The sequence below is a fragment of the Streptomyces sp. NBC_01296 genome (assembly GCF_035984415.1).
Taxonomy (GTDB): Bacteria; Actinomycetota; Actinomycetes; order Streptomycetales; family Streptomycetaceae; genus Streptomyces.
Genome location: NZ_CP130720.1, coordinates 7,082,812 through 7,095,351 on the forward strand (window position 1 = coordinate 7,082,812; position 12,540 = coordinate 7,095,351).

10 protein-coding genes are annotated in these 12,540 nt (G+C 73.2%); 3 read left to right on the forward strand and 7 right to left on the reverse strand.

Annotated features, from left to right (window positions below; translation table 11 throughout):
- Positions 1-39: 39 nt before the first annotated feature.
- From OG299_RS32370 to OG299_RS32385, 4 genes are all read right to left on the reverse strand, one after another.
- The gene (locus tag OG299_RS32370) at positions 40-1,743 is read right to left on the reverse strand and encodes a DUF885 domain-containing protein (protein WP_266631417.1); all 1,704 of its coding nucleotides are present in this window, start codon (positions 1,741-1,743) and stop codon (positions 40-42) included.
- 162 nt (positions 1,744-1,905) lie between these two features.
- Positions 1,906-3,369 (reverse strand): GNAT family N-acetyltransferase, encoded by a 1,464-nt coding sequence (locus OG299_RS32375; RefSeq protein WP_327363367.1) that lies wholly within the window; start codon positions 3,367-3,369, stop codon positions 1,906-1,908.
- Positions 3,370-3,534: 165 nt separating this feature from the next.
- Positions 3,535-5,130: an alkaline phosphatase D family protein gene (locus OG299_RS32380; RefSeq protein WP_327363369.1), complete on the reverse strand. Its 1,596-nt coding sequence runs from the start codon at positions 5,128-5,130 to the stop codon at positions 3,535-3,537.
- Between the two features lie 106 nt (positions 5,131-5,236).
- Positions 5,237-6,088 (reverse strand): alpha/beta fold hydrolase, encoded by an 852-nt coding sequence (locus OG299_RS32385; protein WP_327363371.1) that lies wholly within the window; start codon positions 6,086-6,088, stop codon positions 5,237-5,239.
- A 344-nt stretch (positions 6,089-6,432) separates the two neighbouring features.
- Here OG299_RS32385 and OG299_RS32390 point away from each other — a divergent pair, with 344 nt between their 5' ends.
- Positions 6,433-7,194 (forward strand): GntR family transcriptional regulator, encoded by a 762-nt coding sequence (locus OG299_RS32390; protein WP_266631425.1) that lies wholly within the window; start codon positions 6,433-6,435, stop codon positions 7,192-7,194.
- Positions 7,195-7,608: 414 nt separating this feature from the next.
- On the opposite strand, the gene OG299_RS32395 is transcribed toward OG299_RS32390, so the two are convergent.
- The 3 genes from OG299_RS32395 to OG299_RS32405 all read right to left on the reverse strand — a co-directional run bounded on the left by OG299_RS32395 (position 7,609) and on the right by OG299_RS32405 (position 10,713).
- The gene (locus tag OG299_RS32395) at positions 7,609-8,766 is read right to left on the reverse strand and encodes an ROK family transcriptional regulator (RefSeq protein ID WP_266631427.1); all 1,158 of its coding nucleotides are present in this window, start codon (positions 8,764-8,766) and stop codon (positions 7,609-7,611) included.
- Positions 8,767-8,882: 116 nt separating this feature from the next.
- A complete protein-coding gene (locus tag OG299_RS32400; RefSeq protein ID WP_266631429.1) occupies positions 8,883-9,533 on the reverse strand; it encodes a response regulator in 651 nt (216 codons plus the stop codon).
- 4 nt (positions 9,534-9,537) lie between these two features.
- Positions 9,538-10,713, reverse strand: a complete 1,176-nt coding sequence (locus OG299_RS32405) for a sensor histidine kinase (protein ID WP_327363372.1) — start codon at positions 10,711-10,713, stop codon at positions 9,538-9,540.
- Between the two features lie 108 nt (positions 10,714-10,821).
- Here OG299_RS32405 and OG299_RS32410 point away from each other — a divergent pair, with 108 nt between their 5' ends.
- Entirely contained in the window at positions 10,822-11,733 is a 912-nt protein-coding gene (locus tag OG299_RS32410) for an ABC transporter ATP-binding protein (protein ID WP_327363373.1), read from the forward strand.
- A gap of 26 nt (positions 11,734-11,759) precedes the next feature.
- Positions 11,760-12,509 carry an ABC transporter permease gene (locus OG299_RS32415; RefSeq protein ID WP_327363374.1) on the forward strand — a complete coding sequence of 250 codons (750 nt, stop codon included), beginning with the start codon at positions 11,760-11,762 and terminating at the stop codon, positions 12,507-12,509.
- The last annotated feature ends 31 nt before the right edge of the window (positions 12,510-12,540 follow it).

Sequence of the window (12,540 nt, forward strand, 5' to 3'; positions counted from 1 at the left end):
TTCGGGGAGCGGGCGGCCCGTACGTATGACGGCCGCCGGTCAGAGCTTCGACAGCTCGTCCACCAGGTCGTCCAGGCCCAGCGAGCCCTGTGACAGCGCCGCCATGTGCCACGCCTTCAGGTCGAAGGAGTCGCCGTGCGCGGCGCGGGCGTTGTCCCGCCCGAGCAGCCAGGCCCGCTCGCCCAGCTTGTAGCCGATCGCCTGTCCCGGCATCGACAGGTAGCGGGTCAGCTCGCTCTCGATGAAGTCCGCCGGCCGGCCGTTGTGCAGGCCGAAGAACTCCTGTGCCAGGTCCACCGTCCAGCGCTCGCCCGGGTGGAACGGCGAATCCGCCGGGATCTCCAGACCCAGGTGCATGCCGATGTCCACGATGACCCGCGCGGCGCGCATCATCTGGCAGTCCAGGTAGCCCAGGCGCTGCTCGGCGTCCTTGAGGTAGCCCAGCTCGTCCATCAGGCGTTCCGCGTACAGCGCCCAGCCCTCGACGTTGGCGCTGACGAGGCCGACGCTGGCCTGGTAGCGGGAGAGCTGGTCCGCGACGTGCGCCCACTGCGCGAGCTGGAGGTGGTGGCCCGGAACGCCCTCGTGGTACCAGGTGGAGACCAGGTCGTAGACCGGGAAGCGGGTCTGGCCCATCGTCGGCAGCCAGGTGCGCCCCGGGCGCGAGAAGTCCTCCGAGGGGCTGGTGTAGTACGGGGCCGCCGCGCCGCCCGGCGGGGCGATCATGGACTCCACCCGCTTCACGCGCTCGGCGAGCTCGAAGTGCGTGCCGTCGAGGTTCTCGATGGCCTCGTCCATGATGCCCTGCAGCCAGGCCTGGACCTCCTCGACGCCCTCGATGTGGGTGCCGTGCTCGTCGAGGTGCTTCAGCGCCTCCCAAGGGCCCACGCCCGGCAGGATCTTGGCCGCCTCGGCCTTCATCTCGGCGAGGAGGCGGTGGTATTCCGACCAGCCGTAGGCGTACGCCTCGTCCAGGTCCAGGTCGGTGCCGTTGAAGTACCGCGACCAGCGGGCGTAGCGCTCGCGGCCCACCGGGTCCGGGGCGCCGGAGACGGCGGGTGCGTACACGTCGCGCATCCAGTCGCGGAGCCCGGCGAGCGCCGCGGTCGCCCCGGCGGCCGCCTCCTCCAGCCCGGAGCGCAGCGACTCCGGGCCGCGGGACGCGAATTCGCCGAAGAAGCCCTCGCCGCCGCCGTCCTCGCCCACCCAGGTGGTGAGCTGTCCGATGAAGGTCTCGGTGGCGCGCGGGCCCCCGTACAGGCCGCGGTCCAGGCCGAGTCCGAGGCTCTCGCGGTAGCCGGCGAGGGCGGCGGGAACCGCCCGCAGCCGCTCGGCGATCGCCGCCCAGTCCTCGTCGGTTTCGGCCGGGGTGAGGGTGAAGACGTCGCGGACGGAGTGCGCGGGCGAGTGGATGTTGCTGACGGCCCGCAGGTCCTCGTCCGCCTCGTGCACGGCGAGTTCGGCGGTGAGGCGCTCGCGCAGCAGGCGGGCGCAGCGGCGCTCGGCGTCGCTGTCCGCGCCGGGCAGCCGCTCGGCGGCGTCGAGGCGGGCGAGGGTGGAGCGGGACAGGTCGGCGGCGGCCGCACGGCCGGCCGGGGAGAAGTCCGGGAGCCGGCTGGAGCTCGCGGCGACACCGAGATAGGTGCCCGTGATCGGGTCGATGGCGATGAGGTCGTCGACGTATGCGTCGGCGACCTGGCGGGGCAGCCGGGAGGCGCTGTCGCTGCGAAGGGTCTCTGACATGCGGCCATCTTCGTACGGCGGACCGCCCCGCGTCATCACCGTTCGCTGTCAGCCTGCTGACGTGCGCGGGAACGGCGGACCGGGCCCCTGCCCCCGCGCCGTCGAGCGGGCCCGTCCGGGGGCGAGTTCACGCCACCCGGCCGGACCCCCCCCGGGCCGGGTTCAGCGGGGGTGGTTCTGCTGCCCGTACGGGTGCTGCGCGCGGGGCAGTTCGTACGGGACCCGGGAGACGACCGGCGTGGCGTCCATCCGGGCCGTGATCACCAGGGTGCCCTCCTCGATCTGGTAGTCGAGGGGGAGGCCGAGGCCGCGCATGGCCGCGACCATGCCGGTGTTGGCGGCCTGGGTGACGGCGTACACGCTGTCGCAGCCGGTCTCGACGGCCATCGCGATCAGGCGGCGCAGCAGCTCGGAGCCGATGCCGCGGCGCTGCCAGTCGTCCTCGATGAGCAGCGCGACCTCGGTCTCGTCGCCGTCCCACAGCAGGTGGCCGAGGGCGACGAGCTTGCCGGAGGCCGTGGTGGCGGCGAGGGTGCGGCCGAAGCGGGGGCTCAGCAGGTGGCCGAGGTAGCGGTCTGCGTCGGCGACGGGCCCGTGGTAGCGCAGGCCGAGGGTGCGCTCGGAGCAGCGGTCGTGCATCGCGCGGGCGGAGGCGAGGTCGGATCCGTCGGCGCGGCGCACGGTGATCTCGTTGCCCTCGGGGAGGGTCAGTACGTCCTGGCTGCGCGGGATGCGCGGGCCGAGCCGGGTGTCGAGCTCGACGAGGGCGCGGGCCCGGGCGAACTCGGTCGGGGTGAAGGGCAGGTAGGGGCGCTCCACGGTGATGGCACCGCCCGAGGGGTCGCGCAGCCGCATCACCGTCGCCTCCAGGACCCCCTCGACCGGGGCGTCGGCGGCCGCGTTGGGGCGGCCGGAGAGGGTGGTGGCCGGGATCGAGTGGATGGTGCAGCGGCCGAGCAGCTGGCGCAGCGCGAGGGGCAGCTCGGCGGCGTCCAGGGCGGTGCGGGTGGCCAGGCCCAGGACGCGGGTCGGGGTGTCGACCAGGTCGTGCGCGTCGGCGCGCTCGATCCAGGTGCTGTGGCCGCCGGCGCCGGCGATGGCGCGGGTGAGGTCGGCGGAGGCCAGCTGCTGCGGGGAGCGCAGCAGGAACTCGTCGACGGTGCCGCCCTCGGGGAGCGGGTGCGTCTGCAGGGTCAGGATGTCGACGCCGTGGTGGGCGAGCGCGGTGCTGACGGCCGCGAGGCTGCCCGGCTCGTCCCGTACGGTCGTCCGCATCCGCCACAGGGAGGTGGTGGCGCCGGTCGCGGTCTGCGATGCGGACTCCGACGTGGACCCGGACTCGGCCCCGGCCCGGACCGCGCCGGGGGCGGTATCGGAGGGCGCCGTACTGAGCGGCGGCGGCGCATGGCTGTGGCGGCGCGCCCACCAGGTGTGGAACGCCGCCGTCACCAGGAGTGCGACGGCCGAGGCGACGAGCAGGATCGGGCCCCTCGGGCCGTGCACCACGAGATTGGCGATGCTGTCGGCGACCGCGACGGCGCAGAACAGCGCAGCCAGTTCGACGACGTCGCGGCGCCAGTGGTGGCGGTGGTGGCGGTGTGCGGGGGTGTGGATGCGTTCAGTCATGCATGCCACTGTGGCGCAGGGGTGTTGCGTGATCACGAACGATCTGTGACCGACTGGTTAAGTGTCCGTCTGGCCGATTTCGCCCTGTTTTCCGGCGGGATTCCGGGATCTGGGATTCCGGGATCCGGGATTCCGGGATCCCGCCGGCCCCCTGGGCCTGTGGTCCTACTGGCCCACGCGCCCGGGCTGGAGCGTGGTGGTGAAGAGCACGCCGCCGCCCTGGCGGCGCAACCGGACGGTGAGATCCCCGCACTCCCCGTCGATGTCGACCTCCCCGTAGTACGGGGGGTTCTCGGACGGTGACATGTTGGCGAGCGGGGCCGACTGGACGTACGCGGTCTCGGGCCCGAACGTGGCGTCCAGCTTCCCGGCGGGGAACCCGCCCGCGCCGATGGGACCGGACACGAACTCCCAGAACGGCGCGAAGTCGGTGAAGGCGGCCCGCTCGGGGGCGTAGTGGTTCGCGGCCGTGTAGTGGACGTCTGCGGTGAGCCAGAGGGTGCCCGTGATGCGCTGGTGCTTGATGTGGCGCAGGAGTTCGGCGATCTGCAGCTCCCGGCCGAGCGGGGCGCCCGGGTCGCCCTGGGCGACGGCCTCGAAGTTCGCCGTCCCGTCGGGTACGACGATGCCCAGCGGCATGTCGGCGGCGACGACCTTCCAGGTGGCGCGGGAGCGCGACAGCTCGCGCTTGATCCAGGCCAGCTGCTCCTGGCCGAGGATGCCGATCGGGTCCACGCTCTGGCGGCCGGGGGAGTTGGCGTCGCGGTAGGTGCGCATGTCGAGGACGAAGACGTCGAGCAGCGGCCCGTACCGCATCACCCGGTACATCCGGCCCTCGGCGCGGCCGCCGCGGAGGTCGGTGACGGGGAAGTACTCGCCGAAGGCCTGGCGGGCGCGGCCGGCGAGCGTGTCGATGTCCCGCACGGTGTAGCGGGGGTCGTCGATGACCTGGCCGGGGTACCAGTTGTTGCGTACCTCGTGGTCGTCCCACTGGGCGAGGATCGGCACCTGGGCGTTGAAGTCGCGCAGGTTGCGATCGAGCAGGTTGTAGCGGAAGTTCCCGCGGAACTCGGCGAGGGTCTCGGCGACCTTCGCCTTCTCCTCGGTGGTGATGTTGCGCCAGATGCCGCCGTCGCGCAGCGGGACGGCGGCCTGGATCGGCCCGTCGGCGTAGATCGTGTCCCCGCTGAAGAGGAAGAAGTCGGGGTCGCGCTGCCGCATCTCGTCGAAGACGCGGTAGCCGCCGAGGTCCGGGTTGATGCCCCAGCCCTGGCCCGCGAGGTCCCCCGACCACAGGAAGCGCACGTCGTGGCGGCGGGAGACCGGCGTGGTCCGGAACGTGCCGCGGACCGGCTCGCCGGTGCGGCGCGGGTCGTCAGGGTCGGCCAGGACCACCCGGTAGTGGATCTGCTGCCCGGGCGGGAGGTCGCGCAGGGTGGTGGTGCCGGTGAAGTCGGTGGCGGGGCCCAGGAACGGGCCGCCGTGGCGCCGGACGCCGTAGCGGAACGACTCGCTCGGGGAGGTCTCGACGTACATCCGCGCCGGCCGGTCGGAGCGCGTCCAGACGGTGGCCGAGTGCGCGGTGATCTCACCGGACTGGGTGCCCCACGGCGCGCTCGGGCGCCCGGAGCGGGTGAACGCCGGGGCGCTGGCGGGCGCGGCGAACGCGGACGCGGCCAGCGCGCCGGACAGGGCGAGGCCCACCGGCACGGCGAGTGAACCGCCGAGCAGGGACCGTCGGGTGTGCGGAATCGGTGCCATCGGAGCGTCTCCAGGGGCCGGCGGGGACGGGTCGGACCAGTGTGCCGCCGCACACCGGCCCGCCCGCGTCGCGCAACCGAACCGTGGATGAACAGCCGTCAGCCGCTCAGCCCGCCTGGCTGGTTGTGGCGCGCACCGTGTCCAGAACCACGCGGGAGACCAGCGCCGGGTCGTCGTTCATCGGGACGTGACCGCATCCGCGGAGCCGGATCAGCCGGGCGTCGGGCACCGCGCGCTTGGCGCGTACGCCCTGGCGCGGCAGGAGCAGCCGGTCGCGGGAGCCCCAGGCGATGGTGACCGGCAGGCCGGGCACGTCCGAGGTGAACCGTACGGAGCGGCCCGCGGCCAGGGTTTGGTCGAAGCCGGTGGCGTCGCGCAGGGCGAGCGTCTCGGCGACCACGGCCTCCGGTGAACGGCGGGCCGGGTGGGCGTAGATGGTGCCGGTCAGCGCGGCCCGGCCGGCGGAGCTGCGTGCGAGCCGCTCCAGGGTGGAGTGGGGCAGCGTGAGCGCGCCGACGCGCATCGCGCGGAGGGTGGCGAAGGCGTACTTGCGCTCGGCCTCGGTCCAGAAGCCGGCGGGGGAGAGTGCGGTGACCGAGCGGACCAGGTTGTTGCGGCCCATCTCGAGCGCGAGGAGGCCGCCGAGGGAGTTGCCGACGACGTGCGGACGTTCGACGCCGAGGGCCGCGCAGAGCGCGCCGAGTGCGGGGACGAAGCTTCCGAGGTCGTACGGGACCCCCGCGGGCAGGGGCTCGGAGAGGCCGAAGCCGGGGAGGTCGACGGCGATCACGTCGTGCTCGGCGGCCAGGATGTCGGTCACCGGGTGCCAGGCCTGGAGGTGGTGGCCGATGCCGTGCAGCAGGAGAAGCGGTGCGCCGGCGCCCTTGCGCTCGTAGGCGACGGTGGCGGTGCGGGGGCCCAGCGGCGATTCGATCGGGAAGGAGACCGTGGCGGTCATGCTGCTCCTCGTCGGGTGGACGCGTGTGAGACAGGCTGTCAGTAATGCCTGACGCCATCATTACCGCCCGGTAGCCCGCGCGACAGCCCTTCGGTGAATGTCGGCGTGCGTGTCGGTGTGCGTGTCGGCGTTGTCCGTCGGGGTGCCCGTCGGAGTGAGCGAGAACATCGCATGAACGGCTTGATACGTATGCCCGATCTGCCCGGTAAAGGGGTGAGGATTGGTCTTGACCAAGGGGGTGTGCCGTCCTATCGTCGCAGGGATAGTGCAGGAACCTTTAATAAACAAAGGCGCGGAACTGCCGCTGGAACACGGCGATTGCAGCGATGGCAGGAGGAGTCAGGGTGGGGACCACGCAGCTCGAAACGGTGCCGGAGCCGAAGTACTGGCACCTCAAGACCGTCCTCAGCGAGGCGCTCGACCGCGACTTCTCCGTGGGCGAGATCCTGCCGAACGAGCGTGAGCTCGCCGCCCGCTTCGGAGTCGCCCGCGCGACCCTGCGACAGGCCCTGGAACAGCTCGAACTCGAAGGCCGCCTGCAGCGCCGCCGCGGCGTCGGCACCACCGTCGCCCCGCCGCGGGTCGGCGTGGCCGTCGGCAGCACGGGGCACAGCTGGCCCGGCGAGAGCGCCGACGGCTGGGAGATCGTGGACGTGGCCCAGGCCGTCCTGCCGTCCGCCGCCGTCCTGAAGCTCCTCGGCGGCTCCGCCGACCAGCCCGTGCACACCGTGCGCCGGACCCGGGTCTCCCACGGCCAGGCCGTCGCCGCCGAGCTGCTGTACGTGCCGGCCGCCTCCGTGCCCGGCCTCTCCGCCATCGACGCCCCGGCCGGACCCGCCCGGGCCCGCGCCGTGCTGCGCGAGCTCCAGCGGCTCGCCCTGGACGGCCAGGACCGCTCCGTGGAGCTCGGCTCGGCGCGTGCCGACGACGCCAAGGAACTGGACCGGCTGCCGGGCGCCCCGGTGCTCGTGGTCACCACCCGCTACTTCACCGCCGCGGGAACGGCCGCCGTCTCGGTCGCCACGTACCGTGCGGACACCTGCCGCCTGACCTTCGGCGACACCGGCGACGTGGAGATCACCCACGAAGCCCGCGTCGCTTCCTGACGCCCGCACCCTGCCCACACCCGAACGGCCCTGCCCCGGCACCAACCGGAACAGGGCCGTTCGGCGTTGCCAGGGCTGCGGGCTGCGGGCTGCGGGCTGCGGGCTACGGGCTACGGGCTACGGGCTTCCGGCTACCGGGCTTCCGGCCCCCGGCGGGCCGAAGTTCGAGGCCCGGAGTCGCGCGGCAGGCCGGGATGGCGAGGGGCCGGGTTCTCCCGGCCGTGACTGCGGGACCCGACAGGGACGGAGTCAGCGGCGGGCCGGGGAGCCCGGGGGCGGACCTGCGCCCAGGGCCGCTCGGCGGTGGCTGCTGCAGCTCGCCGGGGCGCCGCCGGCCGCAGTCGCCGCCGGGCCCCAGGCCCAGAGCCCGGGGCACCTCCCCGGTGGTGGCCGCGGAGGCCGGCCGGATCGCGGTCAGCGGCGGCGGGTCGTGACCGTCTTCTCCACCGCGAAGAGCTCTTCCTCCACGTGGTCCAGCGCCAGGCGCAGGGCTCCCGTGGCCACCGCGGCCTCGCCGAGCAGGGACTGCGCCACGCGCGGCGGACGCAGGCAGTAGCGCTCCAGCTCCCGGCGCAGGGGATCCAGCACCCCGTTCAGGCCGGCCGCCCAGCCGCCGACCACGACCAGCTCCGGATCCATGGCCAGCACCAGCGCCGCCACATCGTGTACCAGCCGCTGGAGGAAGCGCTCCACCGCGGCCACGGCCTGCTCGTCGCCCCGCCTGGCCATGGCGAACACCTCGGCCACCGCCTGCTCGTCCAGCGGATGCAGCGGTTCGCCGGTCGTGGACAGCAGCTTCTCGGGCGTGACGTCGCGGCCCAGCAGGTGCAGGGCGCCGATCTCGCCGGCCGCCCCGCCGAACCCGCGGTGCAGCCGGCCCCCGATCAGGGAGCCCGCCCCGGGGCTCAGCCCCGCCATCACGAACACCATGTCGTCGGTGTCCTGCGCGGCGCCCTTCCAGTGCTCGGCGACCGCGGCCGCATTGGCGTCGTTCTCCACCTGCACCGGACAGCGGAACGAGCGCCGCAGCCGCTCGCCGAGCGGCAGACCGGTCCAGCCCGGCAGGGCCGTGCCGAGGCGTACGGTGCCGTCCGCCTCCACGATCCCGGGGCTGCCGACGCCGACGGCCCGCAGGGAATCGCGCGGTACGCCGGCCCGCCGCAGCAGATCGGCCACCGCCGCCCGCACCCGCTCGAGCCGCTCGTCGGCGGAAGCCGTCTCGGCGACCTCCTTGGTACCGGCGCCGATCACCCGACCGTCCAGCCCGGACAGCAGCACCGCGACCCGGTGCGAGCCGATCTCGATGCCGAGGAGGTGCCCCGCCTCGGCACGGAACCGGTAGCGCCTGGCCGGCCGCCCCTGGCGCCGCGCACCCTCCTCCGCGCCCGCCTCGACGACGAGCCCGGTCCCGATCAGCCCTTCGACGACGCCTTCGACGGTCGGCCGGGACAGCCCGGTCACCCGGGTGAGGTCGGTGAGTGTCGGCGATTCCGCCGCCCGCAGCGCACGCAGCACCACGGCCGAATTGATCCGCCGGAGCAGAGAGGGATCCCCGCCGGTCAGCTGCCCCAACGTGTGTCCTCCCAGCTAGCGAGCTTGTCTGCCGGATGGTACTGCGCCCCTGGGGCCGGGGCGAGAACCAGCCCCCCATCGGCCGGAACCGGCTGTTCCCTTCAGGCCGGGGCGGCTCACGCCGGGGCGACGAATCCCGACTCGTACGCCGCGATCACGGCCTGGGTCCGGTCCCGTGCCCCCAGCTTGCCCAGAATCGCGCTCACATGGGACTTCACCGTCTCCGTGCCCACGATCAGCTCGCGGGCGATCTCGACGTTCGTGAGCCCACGCGCCATCAGCCGCAGCACCGCCTCCTCCCGCTCGGTCAGCGCGGCCCGCTCCAGTACCGCCCGCGCCTGCCGGTTCCCGTACTCCGCTGCGAGGGCCCGCACGGCCGCGGGGAACAGCAGCGTCTCTCCCTCCGCCACCAGCCGTACCGCGTGCACGATCTCGGAGGGGCGGGCCCGCTTCAGCAGGAACCCGTCCGCCCCGGCCCGCAGGGCCTGGTACACGTACTCGTCGTTCTCGAACGTGGTCACCACGAGGATCTTCGGCGGGGAGTCCACCATCCGCAGCACCGCCCGGGTCGCCTCGATCCCGTCGAGCAGCGGCATCCGCACGTCCATCGCCACCACGTCCGGCCTCAGTTGCCGGACGAGCGGGATGACGGAGGCCCCGTCGGCCGCCTCACCCACCACTTCGATGTCGGGCTGGGCATCCAAGACGGCACGCAGACCCGCACGCACCAGGGGTTCGTCATCGACGAGCAGAACGGTAACCGGCATCCGGTCAGCGTATTCGCTCCAGCGGAAGCCGAGCGCGCACTCTCCAACCACCCTCGAACGGCCCGGTCTCGGCCTCCCCGCCGAGCAGTGCGGCCCGCTCCCGCATCCCGCGCAGCCCGCTCCCGCTGCCGGGCATGAACGTGGGGCCCTCCGGCAGCGGGTTCGTCACCTCCATGTCCAGCCTGCCGACGGCCATCTCCACCCGGACCCGCACCGGTACCGGACCGCAGTGCCGCAGCACGTTCGTGAGTGCCTCCTGCAGGATCCGGTAACCCTCCCGGGTGACCGGGCCCGGCAACGACTCCAGTCGCCCCTTCAGTTGCGCGTCCACCTCCGCCCCCGAGGCCCGGGCCGACTCCAGCAGCCGGTCGGCCTCAGCCAGCGTCGGCCGCTGCGAGGCGGGCTGCGGCGACTCCCGCAGGACCAGCAGGACCCGTTCCAGATCCTCCAGCGCGACCCGGCCCGTCTCCTCGATCGCGCCCAGAGCCCGGTCGGTGAACTCCGGGTCGCCGGCGGCCCGGGCCGCTCCCGCCTGCAACACGGCAACGGTCAGGGCGTGCCCGATCGAGTCGTGCAGCTCGCGCGCGATGCGGGTCCGCTCCAACAGCTGCTCGGTGCGGGCCTCCAGGGCGGTGAGCCGCTCGGCGGCCGAAGGCCCCAGCAGCCGGTGCGCGACGGACGTGACCAGCTCGCCCAGCAGCACCACTATGACGACGAGAAGGACCAGCGGCACCGGAACGAGGAGCGCGGCGGCCCAACGCGGTGGAGCGAAGGGGATCAAGAGGTCCGAGTTGAGCGGGTGCCCGAGCGCCGCCGCGATCAGTTCGACCGTCTTCACCGGGAGCAGTACGGTCGCGGCCATGGCGGCGAGCGCGATGACGAGCCGTGCCTCGAGCCACAGCAGCGTCCGCCACCGGTCGCCCCACCGCGCCGACGGCGCGGCACTGATGCCGCTGTCGGGGTTGCCGCGGTCGTGCGGCGTGAGCAGGAACTGCGCCTGCAGTCCCTCCGCCAGCCGCACCCACGGCACCAGGCCGAACGGTATGACGATGACCAACGGCATCCACGGCCACGCGGGCTCTATGAACATCCACAGGGCCAGCAGCAGCGTGGGCACGCACAGGTGCAACCAGCGTGAGTAGGTCACCGGTTGGAGCGGGGCACGGAGCAGTCGGTACATGCCCCCATCGTGGCAGTGCACTGCTCGGCCGCGTCTCCCCCACGTGGGGGAGACGGCACCCTCGCACGGGGGAGGGAGGGGGGTGGGCCGGGCGGCGAGTCTTGAGCCATGAACAGCATCGAGATCCGAGAACTGACCAAGGAATACGGCCGCACCCGGGCCGTGGACCACCTCACCTTCGACGTACTGCCCGGGCGGGTCACCGGATTCCTCGGCCCCAACGGAGCCGGGAAGTCCACCACGATGCGCCTGCTGCTGGGCCTGGACCGGATCACTTCGGGGACGGCCACCATCGGCGGCGCGCGGTTCACCGACTTCCCCGAACCGCTCCGCCGGGTCGGCGCACTCCTGGACGCACAGGCGGCCCACGGCGGGCGCACCGCCCGGGACCACCTGCGCCTCCTCGCCGCCGCCAACCGCATCCCGGTGCGCCGGGTCGAGGAGGTACTGGAGCAGGCAGGCGTCGCCTCGGCGGCCGGGCGGCGGATCAAGATCTTCTCGCTCGGCATGCGCCAACGCCTCGGCATCGCCGCCGCGCTGCTGGGCGATCCCGCCGTGCTGCTGCTGGACGAGCCGACCAACGGCCTCGACCCCGAAGGGATCATCTGGATCCGCGAGCTCATGCGGAGCCTCGCCGCCGAGGGCCGCACGGTGCTCGTCTCCAGCCATCTGATGTCCGAGACCGCGGCGCTCGCCGACCACCTGGTCGTGCTCGGTCGGGGCAGGCTGCTCGCCGACTCCTCCATGGAGGAGTTCATCGAAGCCCGCAGCACCCCGAAGGTACGCCTGCGCACCTCCGACCCGGTCCGGCTGCGGGCGGCCCTGGCCCGGGACGGCTTCGCGATGGCGAGAGCCGACGACGGGCGCTGGACCGTGGACGGCATACGGGCCGAGCAGCTCGGCGGCATGGCGGCCCGTGAGGGCATCCCCGTGCTGGAACTCTCCGACGAACGCGCCTCGCTGGAGCAGGCCTACCTCGACCTCACTGCCGACCACGCCCAGTTCGCCGCCACCCACTGACTTCGCCTGACTCAGGAGGCTTCGCCATGAGCACTGCTCTGCCCACCGTCCCCGTCCTGCGCTCGGAATGGATCAAGATACGGTCCCTTCGCGGCACCTTCGGGGCGCTGATCGCCGTCTTCGCCGCGACCGTGGGGATCCAGGTGCTGGCGGCCGCGGCGATAGGCCGGGCCGAAGCCGGCAGCATGGGGGACGATCCGCTCCTCGGGGCCTTCTACGGCATCAACTTCGGCCAGATAGCGGCCTTCGCCTTCGGGGCGAGCGCCCTGTCCGCCGAGTTCCACAACGGCGCCCTGCGCACCTCGCTGACCGCGGTGCCGAACCGCACCCGCTTCTATCTGTCGAAGATCGCCGTGGTGGGTGTACTCGCCTTCGTGGTCGGGCAGGTCACCGGTCTTCTCACCTTCGTCCTGGGCCAGGCGTCGATGGGCCGGTACGCGCTTTCGCTGGGGGATCCGGGCGTGCTGCGCGCCGTGTTCGGCAGCGGTGTGTACCTCACGCTCATGGCCCTGTTCGCGGCCGGGCTGACAGCAGTGCTGCGCAGTGCGGCGGTCGTGCTGAGCGTGCTCATACCCTTCGTCGTCATGGTTCCATTCCTCATCGGCCAGGCCGCCGGCGGTGCGGCCGAGTTCCTGCCGGACCAGGCGGGGCAGCTCGTCATGCACCTGGACTCCGCCGGGCGGCTGGGTCCCTGGAGCGGCCTCGGGGTGCTGGCCCTGTGGGCGCTGGCCGCGGTGGCCGGCGGCTGGACGGCGGTGCGCCGACGGGATGCGTGACGCCGAGCCAGTTGTCAGTGGGTCCCGGGAT

Coding starts and splice junctions, on each gene's coding strand:
- OG299_RS32370 (WP_266631417.1), bottom strand. CDS start 1,743: ATGTCAGAGACCCTTCGCAGCGACAGCGCCTCCCGGCTGCCCCGCCAG.
- OG299_RS32375 (WP_327363367.1), bottom strand. CDS start 3,369: ATGACTGAACGCATCCACACCCCCGCACACCGCCACCACCGCCACCAC.
- OG299_RS32380 (WP_327363369.1), bottom strand. CDS start 5,130: ATGGCACCGATTCCGCACACCCGACGGTCCCTGCTCGGCGGTTCACTC.
- OG299_RS32385 (WP_327363371.1), bottom strand. CDS start 6,088: ATGACCGCCACGGTCTCCTTCCCGATCGAATCGCCGCTGGGCCCCCGC.
- OG299_RS32400 (WP_266631429.1), bottom strand. CDS start 9,533: ATGCCGGTTACCGTTCTGCTCGTCGATGACGAACCCCTGGTGCGTGCG.
- OG299_RS32405 (WP_327363372.1), bottom strand. CDS start 10,713: ATGTACCGACTGCTCCGTGCCCCGCTCCAACCGGTGACCTACTCACGC.
- OG299_RS32410 (WP_327363373.1), top strand. CDS start 10,822: ATGAACAGCATCGAGATCCGAGAACTGACCAAGGAATACGGCCGCACC.
- OG299_RS32415 (WP_327363374.1), top strand. CDS start 11,760: ATGAGCACTGCTCTGCCCACCGTCCCCGTCCTGCGCTCGGAATGGATC.